General features: G+C 69.3%; 22 protein-coding genes and 3 pseudogenes. 14 read left to right on the plus strand and 11 right to left on the minus strand.

Translation table 11 applies throughout. The features are described 5' to 3' along the window. The first annotated feature begins 146 nt into the window (after positions 1-146). Together LOK55_RS08455 and LOK55_RS08460 are read left to right on the plus strand one after the other, a co-directional pair. Entirely contained in the window at positions 147-989 is an 843-nt protein-coding gene (locus LOK55_RS08455; protein ID WP_229935017.1) for an enoyl-CoA hydratase/isomerase family protein, read from the plus strand. Continuing rightward, positions 986-1,822 (plus strand): NAD(P)-dependent oxidoreductase, encoded by an 837-nt coding sequence (locus LOK55_RS08460; RefSeq protein ID WP_229935018.1) that lies wholly within the window; start codon positions 986-988, stop codon positions 1,820-1,822. Before LOK55_RS08455 ends, LOK55_RS08460 begins: the two co-directional genes overlap by 4 nt. Positions 1,823-2,014: 192 nt before the next feature. Here LOK55_RS08460 and LOK55_RS08465 read toward each other — a convergent pair whose 3' ends face one another. From LOK55_RS08465 to LOK55_RS08480, 4 genes and pseudogenes are all read right to left on the minus strand, one after another. Beyond that, positions 2,015-2,905, minus strand: a complete 891-nt coding sequence (locus tag LOK55_RS08465) for a Cof-type HAD-IIB family hydrolase (protein ID WP_141380901.1) — start codon at positions 2,903-2,905, stop codon at positions 2,015-2,017. 81 nt (positions 2,906-2,986) lie between these two features. Then, positions 2,987-3,235 carry an HAD family hydrolase gene (locus LOK55_RS08470; protein ID WP_229935095.1) on the minus strand — a complete coding sequence of 83 codons (249 nt, stop codon included), beginning with the start codon at positions 3,233-3,235 and terminating at the stop codon, positions 2,987-2,989. Beyond that, positions 3,224-3,346 (minus strand): annotated as a pseudogene (locus LOK55_RS08475) (family 1 glycosylhydrolase); the annotation flags it as partial. The pseudogene LOK55_RS08475 and the gene LOK55_RS08470, both read right to left, overlap by 12 nt. Positions 3,347-3,606: 260 nt before the next feature. Then, a pseudogene (locus LOK55_RS08480) lies at positions 3,607-3,747 on the minus strand (CAT RNA binding domain-containing protein); the annotation flags it as partial. 106 nt (positions 3,748-3,853) lie between these two features. Between LOK55_RS08480 and rlmN the strand changes: the two are divergent. Further along, positions 3,854-5,110 (plus strand): 23S rRNA (adenine(2503)-C(2))-methyltransferase RlmN, encoded by a 1,257-nt coding sequence (rlmN, locus tag LOK55_RS08485; protein WP_229935019.1) that lies wholly within the window; start codon positions 3,854-3,856, stop codon positions 5,108-5,110. 15 nt (positions 5,111-5,125) lie between these two features. On the opposite strand, the gene LOK55_RS08490 is transcribed toward rlmN, so the two are convergent. Next, positions 5,126-6,211, minus strand: coding sequence for a LacI family DNA-binding transcriptional regulator (locus tag LOK55_RS08490; protein ID WP_229935020.1), 1,086 nt, complete (start codon positions 6,209-6,211; stop codon positions 5,126-5,128). Between the two features lie 190 nt (positions 6,212-6,401). On the opposite strand from LOK55_RS08490, the gene LOK55_RS08495 reads away from it, so the two are divergent. The 8 genes from LOK55_RS08495 (at position 6,402) to LOK55_RS08530 (ending at position 13,267) form a co-directional block, all read left to right on the plus strand. Further along, positions 6,402-7,277: an ABC transporter substrate-binding protein gene (locus LOK55_RS08495; RefSeq protein ID WP_229935021.1), complete on the plus strand. Its 876-nt coding sequence runs from the start codon at positions 6,402-6,404 to the stop codon at positions 7,275-7,277. 65 nt (positions 7,278-7,342) lie between these two features. Further along, a complete protein-coding gene (locus LOK55_RS08500; protein ID WP_229935096.1) occupies positions 7,343-8,119 on the plus strand; it encodes an amino acid ABC transporter permease in 777 nt (258 codons plus the stop codon). After that, on the plus strand, positions 8,116-8,886 hold the full coding sequence (locus LOK55_RS08505) for an amino acid ABC transporter ATP-binding protein (protein WP_308066654.1): 771 nt from the start codon (positions 8,116-8,118) through the stop codon (positions 8,884-8,886). The genes LOK55_RS08500 and LOK55_RS08505 overlap by 4 nt, the downstream gene beginning before the upstream one ends. Further along, positions 8,886-9,974 carry a Gfo/Idh/MocA family oxidoreductase gene (locus tag LOK55_RS08510; RefSeq protein WP_229935022.1) on the plus strand — a complete coding sequence of 363 codons (1,089 nt, stop codon included), beginning with the start codon at positions 8,886-8,888 and terminating at the stop codon, positions 9,972-9,974. The genes LOK55_RS08505 and LOK55_RS08510 overlap by 1 nt, the downstream gene beginning before the upstream one ends. Continuing rightward, entirely contained in the window at positions 9,971-11,161 is a 1,191-nt protein-coding gene (locus LOK55_RS08515; RefSeq protein WP_229935023.1) for an FAD-binding oxidoreductase, read from the plus strand. Before LOK55_RS08510 ends, LOK55_RS08515 begins: the two co-directional genes overlap by 4 nt. Before the next feature lie 146 nt (positions 11,162-11,307). Beyond that, entirely contained in the window at positions 11,308-12,321 is a 1,014-nt protein-coding gene (locus LOK55_RS08520) for an aldo/keto reductase family protein (RefSeq protein WP_229935024.1), read from the plus strand. Between the two features lie 34 nt (positions 12,322-12,355). Next, positions 12,356-12,847 carry an NUDIX domain-containing protein gene (locus LOK55_RS08525; RefSeq protein ID WP_229935025.1) on the plus strand — a complete coding sequence of 164 codons (492 nt, stop codon included), beginning with the start codon at positions 12,356-12,358 and terminating at the stop codon, positions 12,845-12,847. 57 nt (positions 12,848-12,904) lie between these two features. Next, positions 12,905-13,267, plus strand: coding sequence for a VOC family protein (locus LOK55_RS08530; protein ID WP_229935026.1), 363 nt, complete (start codon positions 12,905-12,907; stop codon positions 13,265-13,267). Here LOK55_RS08530 and LOK55_RS08535 read toward each other — a convergent pair. After that, positions 13,264-13,797: a ribonuclease H gene (locus LOK55_RS08535; protein WP_229935027.1), complete on the minus strand. Its 534-nt coding sequence runs from the start codon at positions 13,795-13,797 to the stop codon at positions 13,264-13,266. The genes LOK55_RS08530 and LOK55_RS08535 overlap by 4 nt on opposite strands. A 73-nt stretch (positions 13,798-13,870) precedes the next feature. Here LOK55_RS08535 and LOK55_RS08540 point away from each other — a divergent pair, with 73 nt between their 5' ends. Beyond that, positions 13,871-14,032 carry a hypothetical protein gene (locus LOK55_RS08540; protein ID WP_229935028.1) on the plus strand — a complete coding sequence of 54 codons (162 nt, stop codon included), beginning with the start codon at positions 13,871-13,873 and terminating at the stop codon, positions 14,030-14,032. 135 nt (positions 14,033-14,167) lie between these two features. Next, positions 14,168-14,974, plus strand: a complete 807-nt coding sequence (locus tag LOK55_RS08545; protein WP_229935029.1) for an MBL fold metallo-hydrolase — start codon at positions 14,168-14,170, stop codon at positions 14,972-14,974. A gap of 132 nt (positions 14,975-15,106) precedes the next feature. On the opposite strand, the pseudogene LOK55_RS08550 reads toward LOK55_RS08545, so the two are convergent. From LOK55_RS08550 to LOK55_RS08560, 3 genes and pseudogenes are all read right to left on the minus strand, one after another. Then, positions 15,107-15,514 (minus strand): annotated as a pseudogene (locus tag LOK55_RS08550) (ATP-binding cassette domain-containing protein); the annotation flags it as partial. A gap of 37 nt (positions 15,515-15,551) precedes the next feature. Then, positions 15,552-16,910: an APC family permease gene (locus tag LOK55_RS08555; RefSeq protein WP_229935030.1), complete on the minus strand. Its 1,359-nt coding sequence runs from the start codon at positions 16,908-16,910 to the stop codon at positions 15,552-15,554. A gap of 220 nt (positions 16,911-17,130) precedes the next feature. Continuing rightward, positions 17,131-17,604 (minus strand): Lrp/AsnC family transcriptional regulator, encoded by a 474-nt coding sequence (locus LOK55_RS08560; RefSeq protein WP_229935031.1) that lies wholly within the window; start codon positions 17,602-17,604, stop codon positions 17,131-17,133. 142 nt (positions 17,605-17,746) lie between these two features. Between LOK55_RS08560 and ald the strand changes: the two genes are divergently transcribed. Continuing rightward, complete coding sequence (ald, locus tag LOK55_RS08565) at positions 17,747-18,820, plus strand: alanine dehydrogenase (RefSeq protein ID WP_229935032.1); 1,074 nt, start codon at positions 17,747-17,749, stop codon at positions 18,818-18,820. Between the two features lie 68 nt (positions 18,821-18,888). On the opposite strand, the gene LOK55_RS08570 is transcribed toward ald, so the two are convergent. Both LOK55_RS08570 and LOK55_RS08575 read right to left on the minus strand, forming a co-directional pair. Continuing rightward, positions 18,889-20,271 (minus strand): aspartate aminotransferase family protein, encoded by a 1,383-nt coding sequence (locus LOK55_RS08570; RefSeq protein WP_229935033.1) that lies wholly within the window; start codon positions 20,269-20,271, stop codon positions 18,889-18,891. Continuing rightward, positions 20,268-20,750 carry an Lrp/AsnC family transcriptional regulator gene (locus LOK55_RS08575; RefSeq protein ID WP_196384588.1) on the minus strand — a complete coding sequence of 161 codons (483 nt, stop codon included), beginning with the start codon at positions 20,748-20,750 and terminating at the stop codon, positions 20,268-20,270. The genes LOK55_RS08570 and LOK55_RS08575 overlap by 4 nt, the downstream gene beginning before the upstream one ends. Between the last annotated feature and the right edge of the window lie 34 nt (positions 20,751-20,784).

Raw genomic sequence — 20,784 nt, forward strand, 5'->3', positions numbered from 1 at the left:
CCCGTGCGTGCACTTTCTCAGGAGAGACGCGCGGCGCGCGGGCGGCGGGCCGCGGATTTCCGCGGAGGCATCGCCACCCAGACCCGATCGCTCCTGAGAAAGTGCCCGCCGACACCGCCCGCCCCGTCCGGCAAGGAGACCCGCCCGTGACCGAATCGATCCTGTACGCCCGCGAGGGCGCGCTCGCCCACCTCACCTTCAACCGTCCGGCGTCGCTCAACGCGATGGGGTTCGAGATGGGGCAGCGCTGGCGCGACCTCGCGCGCGAGATCACCGCCGACCCCGAGGTCGGCGCCGTGCTGATCGACGCGAGCGGCCCCGCGTTCTGCGCCGGCGGCGACGTGATCGAGATGTCGACGTCGGGGTCGGCCGGCTCCGACGTCAGCGCCATGGCCGGGGTCATCCACGACGGCATCCGCGCGTTCGTCGAATCGGACAAGCCGATCGTCGCCGCCGTGCAGGGCGCGGTCGCGGGCGGCGGCCTCGGCCTCATGCTGACGGCCGACTACGTCGTCGCGAGCCCGCGCGCGAAGTTCGTCAGCCGCTACGCGAACATCGGCCTCACGCCCGACCTCGGGGTCTCGACGCTCCTGCCCGCCGCGATCGGCCAGACCCGCGCGCTGCGGCTGCTGCTGCAGGACGAGACGATCGACGCCGCCACGGCGCTCGACTGGGGCCTCGTGACCGAGGTCGCGGATGACCCGGGTGCGCGCGCCGCCGAGATCGCGACGTTCTGGCTCGACAATGCCACCGCGGCGTTCGGGCAGGCCAAGCGCCTCCTCCGCGCGGGGGCGCGGCGCGCGTTCGACGGCAACCTTGCCGACGAGGCGCAGACGATCGGCGCCGCGTTCGACACCGATGCCGCGCAGACCCGCGTCGCGGGGTTCGCCGCGGCATCCCGCAAGAGCGCGACCGGCGCCGCCGGCGCGACCAGCGCGGCCGGTGCCGCCAGCGCGACCAGCACGACCAGCACGAAGGAGTCCCGATGACCGCTCAGACCCTCGCCGGCAAGACCATCCTGATGTCGGGCGGCAGCCGCGGCATCGGGCTCGCGATCGCGCTGCGTGCCGCGCGCGACGGCGCGAACATCGCGCTCATGGCGAAGACCGACACCCCGCACCCGAAGCTCGAGGGCACGGTGCACTCCGCGGCGGAGCAGATCGAGGCGGCGGGCGGCCGCGCGCTGCCGATCGTCGGTGATGTGCGCAACGACGACGACATTACCGAGGCCGTGCTGACGACGCAGGGCGAGTTCGGCGGCATCGACATCGTCATCAACAACGCGTCGGTGATCGACCTGTCGGGGTCGCTCGACCTCGCCGCGAGGAAGTACGACCTCATGCAGGACGTCAACGTGCGCGGCACGTTCATGCTGTCGCGCGCGGCCGTGCCGATCCTGAAGGATGCCCCGAACCCGCACATCCTGTCGCTGTCGCCGCCCCTGAACATCACGCCGCGCTGGCTCGGCGCCCACGCCGGGTACACGCTCGCGAAGTACGGCATGACGATGGCGACGCTCGGGTTCGCGGCCGAGTTCGCCGACGACGGGATCGCCGCCAACACGCTCTGGCCCGAGACGACGATCGCGACGGCGGCGGTGCAGTTCGCGCTCGGCGGCGACCGCATGATGAAGGTCAGCCGCACGCCCGAGGTCTACGCCGATGCGGCCTACGAGGTGCTGCTGAAGCCCTCGCGCGAGTACACCGGTCAGACGCTCATCGTCGAAGAGGTGCTGAGGGATGCCGGTGTCACCGACTTCTCCGGCTACGCCGCCGTCCCCGGCACCCCCGACTCGGAGCTGTTCCCCGATATCTTCCTCTGACGCCCAGCCCTCGGGCCTCGTCGCCGCCGATCCGCGTCACCGGTCTGCCTGCGCCCCGGCATCCACCGGTGAGAAACCACGCTCGCGCGTGAGAAACCATCTGGTACGTGAGAAACCACGTGGGCCGTGGTTTCTCGGGCGGGATGTGGTTTCTCGGTGATCGCGGCGCGGCGCGGGGCGCGATCACGCGGGTCAGACGAGGCCGACGCGGACGAGCGCGCGGTGCACGCCGTCGTCGAGCACGCCCGAGGTGACGAAGTCGGCCTTGGCCTGCAGGTCGGGGTCGGCCCCGCCCATCGCCACGGCCGTGCCGACGACCTCGAACATCTCGACGTCGTTCCAGCTGTCGCCGATGCCGACGGCGTCGCTCGCGTCGATCCCGAGGATCTCCAGCACCTCGAGGATCGCCGACCCCTTGTTGACGCCGAGCAGCGCGATCTCGCCGTTCGAGCCGCCGGGCATCGGGATCGAGCCCGGGATGACGTGGAACGTGTCGCCGAGCTCGCGCTGCGCGTGGGCGAGCGTGTCGGAGTCGGCGCTGATGAACGTCGCCTTCACCACCTGGTCGAGGTCGACCTCGCCGAGAGGGCGATAGCTGATCGCCGGCAGCGGCGCATCGTCATCGTCGAGGCCGAGAGCGCGCAGGTCTTCGGTGTGCCGCTCGCGACGCTGCCGGAAGAACTCGTCGGCCGCCGCACCGACGCCCTCCGACGCGTGGACCCCGTCGTCGGTCTGCAGGAAGTAGTGGATGCCGTGGTCTTCGAAATACCCGATCATCCGCTCCGTCGCCGCGCGCGGCATGAGGTGGGAGACCAGCTGCTCCTCGGTGCCGTCGGCATCGATCCGCACGGCGAACGCGCCGCCGTTGCTGACCACGCCATCGAAGCCGATCTCGCGGACGGCCGGGTGGATGTCACCGGCCGACCGCCCCGTGCAGAGGTAGACGATCGCCCCGCCACGGCGCGCCGCGCGGATCGCGGTGACCGTCGACGGCGCGATCACGGAGCCGTGCTCGAGGATCGTCCCGTCGACGTCGATGAACACGATGCGCGGGGAGGAATCCGGAGAGGTCACGGCGTCCATCCTGTCGCATGCCGGTGAACGGAGTCTGGGCGCGGAGCGTCTGCCCCGCATCCAGATCCGGAAACACTGCCGGCAACGACCTCAGATGAGGCGGTTGCGCTCGAACGCGTTCCAGATGCCGTCGTCGTCGATCGAGGTGGTGACCTGATCGGCGAGGGCCTTCACGCCGTCGACGGCGTTGCCCATCACGATCGCGGTGCCGCACACCTCGAACATCTCGGCGTCGTTCCAGTTGTCGCCGACGCCGATCGCGTCAGCCGGGTCGATGTCGAGCCGCTCGAGGATCGCCCCGATCGCCGCGCCCTTGTGCACGCCGCGGGGCGACCTCACGTTGCGGTCGACGTAGACGAAGCCGTAGCGCTTGGACATCTGCGCGGTCGACGCCGACACGAGGTCGATGCAGCCCCACGTGGTGTAGCCGAGCACGTCGACACCGCACGCGCAGCTCGGGCATGGCGGTCGAGGGGATGCGCACCCCCTTCTCGAGCCGTTCCAGCACGAACTGCAGGTGATCGATCACTGCGACCGCGAAGCCGTCCGAGTGCCCGCCCGAGGGAGTGCTCCGCCGCGTCGGTGGCGCGACTGACGGCCTCGATCACCGGGTACGGTACGTCTCCCAGCAGCCGAAGCTCGCGCTCGCGGGCCTCGCCCTCGTCGAGGATGAACGTCTTCTCGACCTTCGCGAGATTGATCCGATCGGCGGGCTTGAGCTGGAAGCCGAGGCCTCGGCCCATGAGCACCCGCTCGCGCCCCGATTCGTCGATCCAGACGACGACGTTGTTGTTGATCACCTTGTGCACCGGCACTCGCTTCACAGAGGTGGAGCGCGGCTCATCGGGCATGGAGGAAGTCTACGGGCGGTCGCGGCGGTGCTGGCGGGTCTGGCTCGGAGTGCTCGTGCGCCGTGAATCCGGCGGTCGTCCAGCCGGTAGCCCGTACCCTGGATGCATGACTGAATCCACCCCCGTCCGCTCGACGACACCGCGCGAGACGCCGCGTCAGGTGCGCCCGCGGACGGAGGGCTGGACCCAGAAGGTGGATGCCGAGGGCAAACCCCTCCTGCAGTTCGCCGCGCCGAAGAAGGGCATGCCGCCCGCGCACCTCGCCGACATGACCCCCGAGCAGCGGGTCGAGAAGGTCAAAGCCCTCGGTCTGCCGGGCTTCCGCGCCGGGCAGCTCGAGAAGCACTACTTCCAGCACTACACGTCCGACCCCGCGCAGATGACCGACCTCCCGGCATCCGGTCGTGAAGAGCTCGTGCACGAGATGCTGCCGAACCTGCTCACCGAGGTGCGCCGGCTCGAGACCGACCGCGGCGACACGATCAAGTTCCTCTGGAAGCTGCACGACGGCGCCCTCGTCGAGTCCGTGCTCATGCGCTATCCCGGACGCATCACGCTGTGCGTGTCGAGCCAGGCCGGATGCGGCATGAACTGCCCGTTCTGCGCGACGGGACAGGCGGGCCTCACCCGCAACATGTCCGCCGCCGAGATCGTCGAGCAGGTCGTGCGCGCCAACCGGCTGATCGCCGAAGGCGGCCTCGGCGACCCGCGCCGCGTCGGCCACGACGATGAGCGCGTCACCAACATCGTCTTCATGGGGATGGGCGAGCCGCTCGCCAACTACAACCGCGTCATGCAGGCCGTCCGCACCATGGTCGACAAGAAGCACGGCCTCGGCATGAGCGCGCGCGGCATCACGGTGTCGACGGTCGGACTCGTGCCCGCGATCAACAAGCTCGCCGCCGAAGACATCCCGGTGACCTTCGCCCTGTCGCTCCACGCCCCCGACGATCACCTCCGCGACGAGATGATTCCGATCAACTCGCGCTGGAAGGTCGACGAGGCCCTCGACGCCGCCCGCGGCTACTTCGACAAGACCGGTCGGCGCGTGTCGATCGAGTACGCGCTCATCAAGGACATGAACGACCACGCGTGGCGGGCCGACCTGCTGGCATCCAAGCTCAACGAGCGCGGTCGCGGCTGGGTGCACGTCAACCCGATCCCGCTGAACCCGACGCCCGGTTCGGTGTGGACCGCGTCGGAGCCCGCGGTGCAGAACGAGTTCGTACGCCGCCTCAACGAGGCCGGGATCCCGACGACCCTCCGCGACACCCGCGGCAAGGAGATCGACGGCGCGTGCGGCCAGCTCGTCGCGACCGAGGAAGACCGCGACGTCGCGGCGACGGTGCCGGTCCTCGACTGAAGCGTTCCGCCGCGGCTATGCCCGCACCGATGTGGCGACGTGGGCGGGGGCGGCGACGGAACCCCGCTCGATGAGCCGTTGCGCGAAGACGACGGTCGCCGCGGGGCTGGGATCGCCCGCGAGGCGGCGGAGCAGGATGCGCGCGCCTTCGGCTCCGACCCGGTGGATGGGCTGTTCCATGACGGTGATGCCGGGCATCGTCACGCTCATCCAGTCCGCGTCGTCGAAGGACACGAGGGAGAGCTGATCGGGGATGGATTGCCCGAGCCGTTGCGCCGCACGGAAAGCGGCCAGGGCGATGAGGCTGTCGGAGGCGATGATCGCCGTCGGGGCGTTGTCGCTCTGCAGGAGGCCGGCGACCAGCGTGTCGACGCCGGCGCGCGGCGCGTTCAGGTGCACGAACGAGGCGGGCTGGGCGATGCCCGCTGCGGTGAGCGCTCCGAGGAAGCCGTCGACGCGTTCGGCCACCGCCGACATGGACAGCTCGTCGGCCCTGCGGAAGGGCCCGTCGTGGGGCAGCGTGGTGATGAATGCGATGCGTCGATGGCCGACGTCCAGCAGCAACTCCGTCAGCTGCTGCGCGGCAGCGCGGTTGCCGGTCACGACGGCGTCGGCCTCGATGCCCACGACGGTGCGGTCGAAGAGCACGAGCGGGCGTCGGGCCTCGATGACCGGTCGCAGATTGCCGGGTGCGAGTGACGAGGCGGGAGCAACGAGCATGCCGTCGACCCGCTTTGCGAGCAGCACAGCGATGGCTTTCGCCTCGACCTCAGGCCGCTCGTCCGAGTTGGACAGGATGACGTCGTAGCCAGCGGCAGCGGCGACATCCGCGGCCCCGCGGGTCGCCGCGGCGAAGTAGGGGTTTTCGATGTCGCCCAGCACGATGCCGATGGTCTGCGATCGGCGGGTCGTCATCGACCGGGCCAGCTGGTTGGGCCGGTAGCCGAGCTGCTCCGCGGCCTTGTGCACGCGGTCGCGAACGGCATCGCTGACGGCGCCGTAGTCGCCGAGAGCTCGCGCCGCCGTGGCCTTGGACACGCGCGCGACGCGCGCCACATCGCTGACCGTCGCTTCGCGGGCCCCCGTCTCCAAGCCGCTCACATCGCCTCCCTGGGTGCTGACCCCATGTTACGAACTCGTGAAGGCGCAAAAGTTTCTCTTGACGCGGACCGGTTCGATTTTGTACGGTCCCAGAAACCGCAAAGAGACCGGTCTCAACGCTAAGGGACTGAGACCGGTCTCCGCAATCATCCACACCACCTATGCACTTGCTGCTCAGAGAGGACACCACATGAGCATCCGCTCCACACTCCGTCGTACCGCCCTCACGGCTGCCGCCGTCGCGGCGGCGATCTCGCTCGCGGCCTGCTCGCCCTCCGGGGGCAGCGGAGCCTCGGGTGGCGAGACCGAGAACCCATATGGATTGATCACGCCGGGCGAGATCCGGGTGGCCAGCCTCGGCGACGCGAAGCCGTACACGTTCACCGACGAGGCAGGTCAGTTCACCGGGTTCGACGTCGAGCTGTTCACCGACGTGGCTCACCGCATCGGCATCGACGAGGTCGTGTTCACCGGCCAGGACTTCTCGGGGCTGCTCGCCGCGGTCGCCAATGGTCAGTTCGACGTCGGCGTCGCCGCCATCGGCATCACCGACGAGCGCAAGAAGACCGTCGACTTCTCCGACGGGTACCTCGCCGGCTACCTCACGGTCATGGCGTCGCCCGATTCCGGCATCACCGACGAGAGCAGCCTCGCCGGCAAGCGGCTGGGCGTCGTGCAGGGCACTCTCCAGGAGGCATACGCGGTCAAGAACTTCACCGACACCGATCTCGTGCGCTTCCCCGACAACAACGCCGCGATCTCCGCCGTCAACAGCGGCTCGATCGACGCGCACTTCCTCGACTACGAAGCGGCGAAGGAGTACGCCACGCAGTACGGACTCGTCAACGCGATCGATATTCCCTCGTTCGACGCACCCGCGGGCTTCGCGATCGCCAAGGGCAACACGGCGTTCCAGACCGCTCTGAACGAGGCCCTTCACGCCGCCATGGAGGACGGCACGTGGAAGACGCTCTACCAGAAGTGGTTCCCGGGCTCGCCGATGCCCGATCAATACCTCCCCTCGTCGGAGCAGACCGCGACCCCGAGCGCGACCCCGACCAACTGACCGTGAACGTGCGGGCCGGAGCCCCGGCATCCGGCCCGCACGTCCACTGAGAGATGGAGCGCCTTATGGACTGGCTCGACAACATCATCAAGACCTTCTTCGACTTCGACGCGATGTGGCAGGTGTTCCCTCAACTGCTCGGCACCGGTCTGGTCAACACCCTCGTGATCTCTGTGTGGGCGACCGTCATCGGCATCGTGCTGGGCATGGTCGTCGCGATCATGGGGATCTCGAAGACCCGCTGGCTGCGGTGGCCGGCCCGGGTCTACACCGACATCTTCCGTGGTCTCCCCGCCATCCTCACGATCCTGCTGATCGGGCAGGGGTTCGCGCGGCTCAGTCAGCAGCTGTTCGGACCATCGCCGTACCCGCTGGGCATCCTCGCACTGAGCCTCATCGCATCCGCGTACATCGGCGAAATCTTCCGCGCCGGCATCCAGTCGATCGACCGCGGTCAGCTCGAAGCCTGCCGGGCGCTGGGGATCAGCTACGGCAGTGCGATGCGCCTGGTCGTGGTGCCGCAAGGCGTGCGACGCGTACTGCCCGCGCTCGTGAACCAGTTCATCGCGATCGTCAAGGACTCCTCGCTCGTCTACTTCCTGGGGCTGCTCGTGAGCGAGCGCGAGCTGTTCCGCGTCGGGCAGGATGCCGCCGTGCTCACCGGTAATCTGTCGCCCTTGGTCATGGCGGGCCTGTTCTACCTCGTCATCACCGTTCCGCTCACCCACCTCGTGAACTACTTCGACAACCGGTTCCGCACCGGCCGCCGCAAGGCCACTGCACCCAAGAGCGGTCTGGACGAGGTCGAAGAGATCACTCTCACCTACGGAGAGAACTCATGACCTACACCTCTCCCGTCCCTGTCTCGGGCGGCCACTTCTACGAGGGATCGAGCCTCGAACTACGGGACCTGACGATGGCCTACGGCGATATCGACGTGCTGCGCGGCGTCAGCGTGAACGTCCCGCAGGGCACGACCACCTGCATCATCGGCCCCTCCGGATCGGGCAAGTCCACACTGCTGCGCGGCGTGAACCGACTGCACGAACCGAAGTCCGGCGACGTTCTGCTCAGCGGCAAGAGCATTCTCTCGCAGAAGCCCGACGCCGTCCGGCGTCGCATCGGCCTGGTCTTCCAGCACTTCAACCTCTTCCCCGACCACTCCGCGCTCGACAACGTCGCTCTCGCCCTGCGCAATGTCAAGGGGCTCTCCAAGGCCGAGGCGCGCCTGATCGCGCACGAGCGGCTGACCGAGGTCGGCCTGGCGGAACGTGCCGATCACCGGCCGCGCGACCTCTCCGGCGGTCAGCAGCAGCGCGTCGCGATCGCTCGCGCGCTGGCGATGGAACCGGAGGTCATGCTGTTCGACGAGGCAACGAGCGCCCTCGACCCCGAACTGGTCAAGGGCGTGCTCAACCTCATGGCGAACCTCGCCCAGCGCGGCATGACGATGCTGGTCGTCACGCACGAGATGGGTTTCGCGCGCAAAGTGGCCGACCAGGTCGTGTTCATGGACGAAGGAAAGGTGGTCGAGGCAGGCGAACCGGCCCGGCTGTTCGATGCGCCCCAGAGCGATCGGCTGAGACGCTTCCTCTCGGAGGTGCTGTGATGGCGGATGCCGCGCCGCCGCCGATCCGCACGGCCGTCGTCGGATTCGGCGTGTCCGGACGGGTCTTCCACGCCCCGTTCCTCGCCGCAGACCCGGCCTACTCGCTCGATCTGATCGTCACCGGCGACCCGGCACGCGCCGCCGCCGCCGCCCAGAGCTACCCCGCCGCATCCGTTGTCGCGTCGGTGGCCGAGCTGTGGGCGCGTGCCGACGACCTGGATCTCGCGGTCATCGGCGCGCCCCCGGCGACCCATGCCGACATCGCGGCACGAGCGATGGATGCCGGACTCGATGTCGTTGTCGACAAGCCGTTCGCCGTGACGGCGGCAGAGGGCCGCGACCTCATCGCGCATGCCGAGCGCACGGGACGAGCGCTCACGGTCTTCCAGAACCGGCGCTGGGACGGTGACTTCCGCACCGTCTCGGAGCTGGTGCGCTCCGGCCGCCTCGGAGCGGTGCGCCGCTTCGAGTCGCGCTTCGAGTGGTACAAGCCCGAGATGCGCGCCTCGTGGAAGGCCGAGGCATCCGTCGCCGAGGGCGGAGGCATCCTGTTCGACCTCGGCACCCATCTCATCGACCAGGCGCTGCAGCTGTTCGGGCCGGTCGTCGAGGCGCGCGCGGAACTCGCCGTCAACCGGCCGGACGGCGTCGCGGAAGATGATGCGTTCGTGGCGCTGCGGCATGCGTCGGGGACGATCTCGCACCTGTGGATGAACTCGCTGGCGCCGCTGCTCGGCGCGCGTTTCCACGTTCTCGGCTCCCAGAGCGGCTACACGAGCTTCGGGCTCGACGGGCAGGAGGCTGCCCTCGGCGATGGGGCGTCGCCGCTCGATGAGGACTTCGGCCTGACCCCCGTCGAGCGATGGGGGAGGTTCGGGGTCGGCGGCTCGGCCGCGCCTCTGCCTTCCCTTCGGGGCGACTACGGGGCCTTTTACCGGCTGCTCGCCGACAGCATCCACGAGGGTGCGCCGCTGCCGGTCGACCCCGCCGACTCAGTCGTCGTGCTCGAGCTCATCGAGCGCCTCCACCTCGAGACCGCACTTCACCGCGCCGACGAGCGCACCCCATCGATGAAAGGACACCAATGACTCCCCCCACCGCCACCCCGGCCTCCCCTCGCGTCGTCGTGATCGGCGCCGGCATCCTGGGCGCCTCGACGACCGCTCACCTGGCTCGCGCCGGCGCACGGGTGACGCTCGTGACGGACGGCAAGGCCGCCGACGGCGCGTCGGGGCGATCGATCGCGTGGCTCAACTCGTCGGGGGCGCGAACGCCGGAGTACCGGTATCTCAGGCTGATCGGCATCGACCGGTACCGCACCTGGAGCGCGCGCCATCCCGACAGCGCCGCCTACCTGCGCTTCGACGGCGCCCTGAAGTGGGCGGACGAGGCCGCGGGCGAGAGCTTTGCGCCCACCTTCGCATATGAGCGCGCCGCCGGCTACGACTCGCGCTGGGTCGACAGTGCCCGCGTTGCCATCCTCGCCCCCGATGTGGACGCGTCGACCGTTCCCGCCGAAGGCGCCATCTTCAACGCGGGCGAGGGTTGGGTGAACCTGCCTCATCTCGTCGCCGCCCTCGTGGCCGAGGCCGTCGCCGACGGAGCGGAGTTCATCGAGGGCGCAGGCGAGGTGCGGGTGGACGTCCAGGACGGCGTCGCGACCGGCGTGATCCTCGGTGACGGCACGCGCATCAGCGCCGATCGCGTCGTACTCGCCACCGGGGGGCACGTTCCGACGCAGCTCGCCGCGCTCGGCGTGACGATTCCGGATGCCACTCCCGCCGCGTTCGTCGTCATCACCGAGCCGGTGGAGCCGCGCGTGCGAACGGTCCTGAACACTCCACGGGTCGCGGTGCGTCCCATGCCCGACGGGCGACTGGTGCTCGACGCAGACTGGGCGGAGAAGTCGATCGTCGTCGCAGACGACGGGTCGCTCACCGTTCCGGATGCCTCGGTGCAGGGGCTGCTCGAGGAGGCGTCGCGCGTCCTCGCGGGCCATCCGACGCTGCGCGCCGACCGCATCGGCGCCGGGCTGAAGCCGATCCCCGGCGACGGCGAGCCTGTCGTCGGTGCCGTCCCACAGATCGACGGCCTGTCCGTACTGTTCACTCACTCCGGCGCCACCCTCGGTCTGATCCTCGGTGAGCTCGTCGCCGAGGAAGTCGTGACGGGCACGCCGTCGCCCGTGCTGGATGCGTTCCGGCTCGGCCGGTTCGACGGCGCCGCGCAGGTCGGCGAGGTCGGATCCGGCGCCTGGGCACCGGTCAGCATCTGAATCAGCGTGACGGATGCCGGGCCTTTCGACCCCACCCACCTCCCGCGAGGGGTCGCGACACGCGGCGTGGACCACGCATGACACCGCGTGTCGCGACCCCTCGCGGATTGGCCCGAGGGGGGTGCAGGCGCGGGTAGCGTGGGGGAATGGTCGACTATCGGTACCTCGGCAACAGCGGATTCAAGATCTCGGAGATCACCTACGGCAACTGGGTGACCCACGCCTCGCAGGTCGGCGACGATGCGGCGATCGCGACGGTGCACAAGGCACTCGATCTCGGGATCACCTCGTTCGACACCGCCGACGCCTATGCCAACACGGCCGCCGAGGTCGTGCTGGCCAAGGCCCTGAAGGGCCAGCCGCGCGAGAACCTCGAGATCTTCACGAAGGTCTACTGGCCGATCGGGCGCAAGGGCCCGAACGACACCGGTCTCTCGCGCAAGCACATCTTCGACGGCATCCACGGATCGCTCCGTCGCCTCGAGGTCGACTACGTCGACCTCTACCAGGCGCACCGCTACGATTACGAGACCCCGCTCGAAGAGACGATGCAGGCCTTCGCCGACATCGTCCGCCAGGGCAAGGCGCTCTACATCGGCGTCAGCGAGTGGACGGCCGAGCAGCTGCGCGAGGGCGCCGCTCTCGCCAAGGAGCTGAAGTTCCAGCTCGTGAGCAACCAGCCGCAGTACTCGGCGCTGTGGCGCGTCATCGAGGGCAAGGTCGTGCCGACCTCGGAGGAGCTCGGCATCTCGCAGATCGTCTGGTCGCCGATGGCGCAGGGCGTGCTCAGCGGCAAGTACCTGCCCGGGCAGCCCGTTCCCGACGGCTCGCGCGCGACCGACGAGAAGAGCGGGGCGAACTTCATCAAGCGCTTCCTGCAGGACGACACGCTCGCCGCCGTGCAGAAGCTCAAGCCGATCGCCGAGCAGGCGGGTCTCACCATGCCGCAGCTCGCGATCGCGTGGGTGCTGCAGAACCCGAACGTGTCGGCAGCCCTCGTCGGCGCCTCGCGCCCGGAGCAGCTCGAGGACTCGGTCAAGGCGTCCGGCGTCGTGCTCGACGCCGAGGTCCTGTCGGCGATCGACGCGGCCCTCGCGCCCGTCGCCGTCACCGACCCGGAAGAGACCTACTCCGTCTCGCCCGCCTCGCGTCCGCTCTGAATCGGCGGGACGCGGGCCGCGGAACGTGACGCTCATGGTCACGACGAGCGCCGGCATCCTGCTGTACCGGGTCGATCCGGACGGCGCGGTGTCGGCGCTCGTCGCACACATGGGCGGTCCGTTCTGGTCCCGCAAGGACGAGGGCGCGTGGTCGATCCCGAAAGGCGAGTTCGACCCGCGGACGGAGTCGGCGGCGGATGCCGCGGCGCGCGAGTTCCGCGAGGAGCTCGGCGTCGATCCGCCCGACATCGCGTTGGTCCAGCTCGGCACGTTCGCGTACGCATCGGGCGCCAAGAACGTCACCGTGTTCTGCGGTGAGGCTCCCGGCTTCGCGGCATCCGACGACGATCTTGCGACGCTGGAGTTCGGCGCGTTCGAGATGGAGTGGCCGCCGCGCTCCGGGAAGCGGCAGCGCTTTCCCGAGGTGGATCGCGTGGCGTGGATGCCGCTGGCACAGGCGAGGATGCGCCTCGTCGCCGGTCAACGTCCGGCGATCGATGCGCTGGAGGCGTTGCTCGCCGACTGACCCTCTTGTGGTGGCGCCGCGCGCGGGGGGAGACTGTGCGCGGCGGAAGGGGCCCTCATGGCGCACGGCGACATCACCCACATCGACATTCCGGTCGCGGACCTGGCGAAAGCCGCGGCGTTCTACTCGGATCTCTTCGGCTGGCAGATCGCCGAGCCGCCGGGCTTCGAGGGCTACCCGATGTGGGCCGCTCCCAACGGCATCAGCGGCGGCGGACTGGCGCCGCGGGAGGACGGCTTCACCCAGCCGCGGTCGTACGTCGAGGTCGACTCGATCGACGACACGATCGCGAAGGCCGAGGCGGCCGGGGCGAGCGTCGCGATGGGCAAGCAGCCGATCACGGCGAAGAGCTGGTGGGCGGTGATCGTCGACCCCGACGGCAACCACATCGGCCTGTTCGAGGGGACGACCCAGGACTAGCGCTTCTTCTTCGGCGCCGCCGACACGTCGAGCTGCGGGTGCAGACCGCCCAATGACGACCACGCGCTCGCGGTGCCCTTCGCGGCGTGCTCGGCGCCGCGGACGGCGCGCTCGTCGGCCCACTCGTTGAGCACGTGTCCCTGGTGCCCGCGGACATGTTCCAGGACGACGTCGGGCAAGCCCGCCGCGCGGCGGGCGTCTCGGGCCGCGATCAGCTGTTCGAGCAGATCCCGGTTCTTCGTCGGTGCGCCGGTCGAGGTCTTCCACCCGCGTCGGCGGTGCCCGTCCATCCAGGACGCGTACGTGTCGATCGCGTACTTCGAGTCGGCCTGCACGATCAGGTGCGCGACATCGGCATGGTCCTCGATCGCCTTCAGCAGCCCCATGAGCTCGCCGATGTTGTTGGTGCCGACGGGGATGGCGCCCGCCGCCCAGTGACCGTCCTCGCCGACCCACGCCCATCCCGTCGGCCCCGGATTGCCCTTGCAGGCGCCGTCGGTGGCCACGGTGTAGGTGTCGGGAGTCGTCACCGTTCGACGGTACTCGATGGAGCAGACGCCGGATGCCGCGGGGCCGTGGTGGCCGCTCTCGTACACTGACGACATGACCGGCGTGCGCGTGACGACCGAACTGGACGAGATCGACCTGGACGTCGTCCACCGATGGCTCTCGGAAGAGGCGTACTGGGCTCTCGGGCGCAGCCGCGACCTCGTGGAACGCGCCGCCCTGCCCGACCCCGATCGGATGATGGTCCTGGGCGGCTGACCCCGGACGAGCGCCGCGCGAAGTCCGCAGAAACCGACGAACTCCGCATCCATCTGGGCGATCGGATGCGGAGTACGTGACATTCTGCGAAGTTCGTCGGGCCCGGCGGCACGCCCCCGCGACGACAATGGGAGCATGACGATCTCCCGCCCTGCGCTCACCCTCATCGGCGGCCCGACCGCGATCATCGAGTACGGCGGCATCCGCCTGCTCACCGACCCGACGTTCGACGAGCCGGGCGACTACCCGTCCGGCTCGGTCACGCTGCACAAGCTCATGGGCCCCGCCCTCGGAGCCGACGAGGTCGGTGCGATCGACGTCGTGCTGCTCTCGCACGACCAGCATCCCGACAACCTGGATGCCGCGGGGCGCGCGTTCCTGCCGCGCGCGGGAGTCGTCCTGTCCACGCCTGCGGCGGCTTCGCGCCTCGACGGCGTGCGCGGGCTCGAGCCGTGGCAGTCCCATGCCGTCGGTGACGTCGAGATCACCGCGGTGCCCGCCCTCCACGGCCCCGAGGGCGCGGAAGAGCTCTCCGCGCCCGTCACGGGCTTCGTCGTGCGCGCCCCGGGCCGGCCCGTCGTCTACGTCGCCGGCGACAACGCCGCGCCCGCGCTCGTCGGCGAGATCGCCGGCCGCCTCGGCCGATCGACATCGCCGTCCTGTGCGCCGGCGCCGCCAATGTCGGCCGCTTCGGCGACGCCGACCTCACGCTCAACGCCCGCACCGCGGTCGAGGCGGCGCGGGCGCTGGGAGACGCGATCATCGTCCCGGTGCACGCCGAGGGCTGGCACCACTTCACCGAGACGATCGACCGCCTCGAGCGGGAGTTCGCCTACGCGGGACTCGCCGACAGGCTGCTCGTTCCCGTGGCGGGCGTGCCGCTCGCGCTCTGACGCGCCCCGGCTCCGGCCGGCGCCACGTCCACGAGCTCGCCCACGGTGAGCGCGACGAGAGCGGGATGCCGGTGGACCGCGGCCGCGATGGATCGCACGAGCATCGGCGTGCGCGCTCCGGGCGGACAGGCCGGACGAGCGAGCCGACGCGCGATGCCCGCATCGATCGCGCCGAGCGCGTCGAGTAGGCGCGTCCTTTCGTGCGGGTGTCGAGCTGGAAGGCGTCGCACAGTCGCCGCCGCGCGGTGGCGTAGTGCGGGCCGGTGCCTCCGCCGCGGAGGCGACTGAGCAGATCGATGGCCTCGCCGCGGGAGATGTTCGGCCAGAGACTGACGTCGCCGGAAACCGACGCCACCCGTCGATGCAGACGCGCGGCGTCGCCCCACGGGTCGGCGTCGAGTACGGTCGCCGTGCCCGAGGTGGGACGTGCGAGGCCGAGGCGGATGCGGATGGTGGTCGACTTGCCGGCGCCGTTGGGTCCGAGGAAGCCGTGCACCCGGCCCTCCTCGACGACGAGATCGAGCCCGTCGAGCGCGTGGCCGCGCCCGTAGCGTTTGGTCAGTGACTCCGTGCGGATCACGTCGGTGATGAGCCGGATGCTACGCCGAGAGGGGCCGGGATGGAACTCAGATCTGCGAGCGCGGCCCAGGTTCGACGATCTTGTTGAAACCGGTGACCGGCTGGTTCTCATCGAACGACACCACGGGGCGACGGAACCCTCGGGTGAGGAAGACGAGATATACGAGCCCGAGCCCCGTCCAGATGAGGCCGACGATGAGCGCGTGGTCGTCCAGGTTCACCCACAGCAGTCCGGTCAGCGCCATGCCGATCGCGGGCATCACGATGTAGTTGATGATGTCGCGCGGCGTCCGTCGACGTCCCTGGCGAACCGCGAACCAGGCGATCACCGAGATGTTCACGAAGGTGAACGCGATGAGGGCGCCGTAGTTGATGTAGTCGACGATCTGATCGAGGGTGAAGGCGATGGCCGCCAGGCTCACGATGCCGACCAGCACCACCGTGAAGGCGGGTGTGTGGGTGCGCGGACTGATGTAGCCGAAGAAGCGCTTGGGCAGCACGCCGTTGCGGCCCATGACCAGCAGCATGCGAGCGACCGACGCGTGCGAGGCGAGCCACGACGCCAGCGTGGCTGCGAAGCCCGCCGCCGTCAGCACCGACTGCAGCACGATGCCGCCGACCTGCGAGCCGATCTCCGGCAGCGTCGAGTCGGCGATCGCCTCGGGCGGGAACGCCTCGTGGGCCGGGAAGCGCAGCTGCGTGAAGTAGGCCGCGACGAGGAAGATCGCGCCGCCCACCAGCACGGTCAGTAGGATCGCGCGCGGCATGGTCTTCGGGTTCTTCGCCTCCTCCGCGTACATCGTCACCGCGTCGAAGCCGATGAACGAGAAGCAGACGATAGTCGCACCGGCCAGCACCGCGCCGAACTCGACCTCGGGGTGGAAGAACGGCTGCACGGAGGCGACCGTGCCGGCGCCGGCGCCCTGCACCAACTGCACGATGACCATGACGACGAACACCGCCATGACCACGATCGAGAAGATCAGCAGGATCATGTTGACGTTGGAGGTGCCGCGCATCGTCAGGTAGATGATCCCGGTGACACCCGCGGTGAAGGCCACGACCCACACCCATCCCGGGATGTCGGGGAAGAGCGCCTCCATGTAGCTGCGGAGGATCAGAGCGTTGACCATCGGCAGCAGCAGGTAGTCGATGAGTGACGTCCAGCCGACGAGGAACCCGAGACTCGGGTGCATCGATTCGCGGACGTACGTGTACGCGGAGCCGGCGCTCGGCATGACCCCGACCATCTTGCCGTAGCTGATCGCCGTGAAGCCCATGACGACGAGGGCCAGGGCGTACGCGGCGGGCACGACGTTGTTGGTCTCGACGGCGACGTTGCCGAAGGTGTCGAACACGACCGTGGGCGTCATGTAGCCGAGGCCGAGGCCGACGATCGACCACACCCCCAGCGAGCGGGCAAGGGTGGCGGAGCGAGAGGATGCCGACGTGGCGGCGAGTGACTCGTTCGTGATTCCTCCTGATGATGAGGCGTTTCGGGTGCTCGAAATACTAGGGTCGGCCTGTTTCGTTTGTGTAGCGTCGCCGTCACCGCTGATGACGCGTCGGCGCCATGTTCGGACGATTCGACCGAGGATCGTCCGTTCGCGGACGAAGGGTGCGGGCTCAGACCCCGCGCAGCCCGTCCGTGCGCTCGAAGATGAGGCTCGTGTTGGTCGCCGCGACGATCGAGTGCGTGGAGAGGTGGTCGGTGACGAAGGAGCGCAGGTCGGCGCTGTCACGCCCGCGGAAGTGGATCACGAAGTCCTCTGCGCCGGCGACGTAGAAGTACTGGGCGACGTCGGGGTGGGTGCGCAGCTCCTCGGCGAACCGGGTCAGCTGGGCGCGCGCCCCCGGACGGATCCGCACCGAGACGAGAGCCTCGGTGCGATAGCCCAGCGCGGCGGGGTCGACGTCGACCGTGAAGCGGCGGATCACCCCGCGGGAGACGAGCCGCGAGATGCGCGCGTGCACGGTGGATGCCGCCAATCCCAGCGTCGCGGCGAGGCGGCTCAGCGGCTGACGGGCGTCGCTGCGCAACTCGTCGATGAGTCGGAGATCAGCGGCATCCATCGATATATCTGCGGAGGAGACGGCCATGTGCCGAGCATAGTTCGAATCGGAGTGACTGTTTTCACTGAATCTTCGGATGCTCTTGTCGTGCATCGAGCGGGCTGACATCGTGATCGCGCTGCACCGCTCCACTCCCCTTTCCGCGGACCATTTTGAAGGAGTCCCGCACATGATCATCGGTGTTCCCGCAGAGATCAAAGACAGCGAGCGCCGCGTCGGCATGACGCCCACCGGCGTCGACGAGCTCTCGGCGCACGGCCACCGTGTGCTCATCCAGAGCGGCGCCGGCGTCGGGTCGGGCCTCAGCGACGACGCCTACCGTGCTGCCGGAGCCGAGATCGTCTCCGAGGCCGCCGACGTCTGGGGCGCCGCCGACCTGCTCGTCAAGGTCAAGGAGCCCATCGCGCCGGAGTACGGATTCCTCCGTAAGGACCTGACGCTGTTCACCTACCTGCACCTGGCGGCCGCGCCGGCGCTCACGCAGGCGCTCCTGGCTGCCGGTACCACCGCGATCGCGTACGAGACCGTGCAACTGCCCGACCGATCGCTGCCCCTGCTCGCGCCCATGAGCGAGATCGCCGGGCGACTGTCGGTGCAGGTCGGTGCGCAGCAGCTGCTGGGCCCGGCCGGTGGCCGCGGCATCCTGCTCGGAGGCGTCCCCGGCACCCCGCGCGGGCGGGTCGTCGTGATCGGCGGCGGCGTCGCCGGCACCCACGCCGCGCAGATGGCCGTGGGACTGGGGGCACACGTCACGATCGTCGACCTGTCGATCCCGCAGTTGCGGCGCCTGGACGAACGTTTCGACGGCCGTGTGGACACGCGGGTGTCGACGCGTTCGACCATCGCCGACCTCGTCGCCGACGCCGACCTCGTCATCGGCTCGGTGCTCGTGCCCGGCGCCGCGGCGCCGAAGCTCGTGACGCTCGACATGGTCGAGCGCATGCGGCCGGGCTCGGTGCTCGTGGACATCGCGGTCGACCAGGGTGGCTGCTTCGAGGGTACGCACGCGACCACGCACACCGACCCGACCTACCGGGTGCACGATGCGATCTACTACGCCGTCGCCAACATGCCCGGGGCCGTGCCGCTGACCTCGACCCTCGCGCTCACGAACGCGACGCTGCGCTACACGCTCGCGCTCGCCGACCTCGGCACCGACGCCGCGCTCGCCGCTGACGCGTCTCTTCGTGCGGGCTTGTCGATCCGCGGCGGCGAGGTGATCGACACCCGCATCCTGGCCTGACGAACGCCGCAGATACGCACGAACTCCGCATCCGATCACGCGATCGGATGCGGAGTTCGTGATCCCGGTCAGAGGCGGGACCAGGCCTCCGTGAGCACGGAGCGCAGGATCTGCTCGATCTCGTCGAACTCGGCCGGGCCGATGGTGAGCGGCGGGGCGAGCTGGATCACGGGGTCGCCGCGGTCGTCGGCGCGGCAGTAGAGCCCCGCGTCGAACAGCGCCTTGGAGAGGAAGCCGCGCAGCAGTCGCTCGGACTCGTCGTCGTCGAAGGTCTCCTTCGTGGCCTTGTCTTTGACCAGCTCGATGCCGAAGAAGTACCCGTCGCCGCGCACATCGCCGACGATGGGCAGGTCGAGCAGCTTCTCGAGCGTCGCGCGGAACACGGGCGAGTTCTCGCGCACGTTCTCCAGCAGCTTCTCCTCCTCGAACACATCGAGGTTCTCCAGCGCGACGGCCGCCGAGACGGGGTGTCCGCCGAAGGTGTAGCCGTGCGGGAACGACAGGTCGCCGTGCGCGAAGGGCTCGTAGACGCGGTCGTTCACGATCGTACCGCCCAGCGGCGCGTAGCCGCTGGTGACGGCCTTCGCGAACGTGATCATGTCGGGCTGGTAGTCGTAGGCCTGGGCCCCGAAGTAGTGGCCGAGGCGTCCGAAGGCGCAGATCACCTCGTCAGAGACGAGCAGCACGTCGTAGCGGTCGCAGATCTCGCGCACCCGCTGGAAGTAGCCGGCCGGGGCGGGAAAGCAGCCGCCGGCGTTCTGCACCGGCTCGAGGAACACCGCGGCGACCGTCTCGGGTCCCTCGAACTGGATCATCTGCTCGATGCGGTCGGCGGCCCACAGCCCGAACTCTTCGGGCGTGCCGCCCCCGAACCCCGACTCTTCGGCGCGGTAGTAGTTCGTGTTCGGCACGCGGAATCCGCCCGGGGTGACCGGCTCGAACATGTGCTTCATGACGGGCAGGCCCGTGATCGCGAGGGCGCCCTGCGTCGTGCCGTGGTAGGCGATGGCGCGCGAGATGACCTTGTGCTTGGTGGGCTTGCCCTGCAGCTTCCAGTAGTGCTTGGCGAGCTTGAACGCCGTCTCGACGGCCTCGCCGCCGCCGGACGAGAAGAACACGTGGTTCAGGTCGCCGGGGGCGAGGTTCGCGATGCGGTCGGCGGCCTCGATGCCGGAGGGGTGGGCGTACGACCACAGCGGGAAGAAGGCGAGCTCCTCCGCCTGCTTCGCGGCCGCCTGCGCGATGCGGCGCCGGCCGTGCCCCGCGTTCACGACGAACAGGCCCGCGAGCCCGTCGATATAGCGCTTGCCGCGCGAGTCCCAGATGTGGTGGCCCTCGCCCTTGACGATGATGGGCACTCCGGGGCCCTCGGTCATCACCGACTGGCGTGCGAAGTGCATCCAGAGGTGGTCGCGGGCCTTGGCCTGCAGGTCGGCGTCGTCGATGGTCATCGTGTCCCCCAGTTGTAGAGCTGACGGTGGAGTTTGAGGTAGACGAAGGTCTCGGTCGAGACCACCTCGGGAAGGGCGCGGATCTGCTCGTTGAGCAGGTCCATGAGGTCGTCGTCGTTCTCGCAGACGACCTCGACGAGCAGATCGAACGATCCCGCCGTCGACACCACGTAGCTGATCCCCGGCAGGGTCGACAACTGCGCGGCGATGCCGCGGGTGTCGCCGGCGATGCGGATGCCGATCATCGCCTGACGGGCGAAGCCGAGCTGGAGCGGGTCGGTGACGGCGACGATCTGCATCACGCCCTGGTCGACGAGCTTCTGCACGCGCTGGCGCGTCGCTGCTTCGCTGAGACCGACGGCCTTCGCGATCTCGGCGTACGGTCGTCGCCCGTCCTCCTGCAGCTGCTCGATGATCGCTTTGGACGCGGCATCCAGGGCCTGTCGACGCGAAGGCGCGGTTTCCGTCGTTTGGGGCATGATCGGCGACGATATCAATCGCGACAGTGAATTA

It is taken from the genome of Microbacterium sp. F2E, assembly GCF_020905435.1.
Classification (GTDB): Bacteria; Actinomycetota; Actinomycetes; order Actinomycetales; family Microbacteriaceae; genus Microbacterium; species Microbacterium lacticum.

Coding starts and splice junctions, on each gene's coding strand:
- LOK55_RS08460 (WP_229935018.1), top strand. CDS start 986: ATGACCGCTCAGACCCTCGCCGGCAAGACCATCCTGATGTCGGGCGGC.
- LOK55_RS08465 (WP_141380901.1), bottom strand. CDS start 2,905: ATGGACGCCGTGACCTCTCCGGATTCCTCCCCGCGCATCGTGTTCATC.
- rlmN (WP_229935019.1), top strand. CDS start 3,854: ATGACTGAATCCACCCCCGTCCGCTCGACGACACCGCGCGAGACGCCG.
- LOK55_RS08495 (WP_229935021.1), top strand. CDS start 6,402: ATGAGCATCCGCTCCACACTCCGTCGTACCGCCCTCACGGCTGCCGCC.
- LOK55_RS08500 (WP_229935096.1), top strand. CDS start 7,343: ATGGACTGGCTCGACAACATCATCAAGACCTTCTTCGACTTCGACGCG.
- LOK55_RS08505 (WP_308066654.1), top strand. CDS start 8,116: ATGACCTACACCTCTCCCGTCCCTGTCTCGGGCGGCCACTTCTACGAG.
- LOK55_RS08510 (WP_229935022.1), top strand. CDS start 8,886: ATGGCGGATGCCGCGCCGCCGCCGATCCGCACGGCCGTCGTCGGATTC.
- LOK55_RS08515 (WP_229935023.1), top strand. CDS start 9,971: ATGACTCCCCCCACCGCCACCCCGGCCTCCCCTCGCGTCGTCGTGATC.
- LOK55_RS08520 (WP_229935024.1), top strand. CDS start 11,308: ATGGTCGACTATCGGTACCTCGGCAACAGCGGATTCAAGATCTCGGAG.
- LOK55_RS08525 (WP_229935025.1), top strand. CDS start 12,356: ATGGTCACGACGAGCGCCGGCATCCTGCTGTACCGGGTCGATCCGGAC.
- LOK55_RS08530 (WP_229935026.1), top strand. CDS start 12,905: ATGGCGCACGGCGACATCACCCACATCGACATTCCGGTCGCGGACCTG.
- LOK55_RS08540 (WP_229935028.1), top strand. CDS start 13,871: ATGACCGGCGTGCGCGTGACGACCGAACTGGACGAGATCGACCTGGAC.
- LOK55_RS08545 (WP_229935029.1), top strand. CDS start 14,168: ATGACGATCTCCCGCCCTGCGCTCACCCTCATCGGCGGCCCGACCGCG.
- LOK55_RS08560 (WP_229935031.1), bottom strand. CDS start 17,604: ATGGCCGTCTCCTCCGCAGATATATCGATGGATGCCGCTGATCTCCGA.
- ald (WP_229935032.1), top strand. CDS start 17,747: ATGATCATCGGTGTTCCCGCAGAGATCAAAGACAGCGAGCGCCGCGTC.
- LOK55_RS08570 (WP_229935033.1), bottom strand. CDS start 20,271: ATGACCATCGACGACGCCGACCTGCAGGCCAAGGCCCGCGACCACCTC.
- LOK55_RS08575 (WP_196384588.1), bottom strand. CDS start 20,750: ATGCCCCAAACGACGGAAACCGCGCCTTCGCGTCGACAGGCCCTGGAT.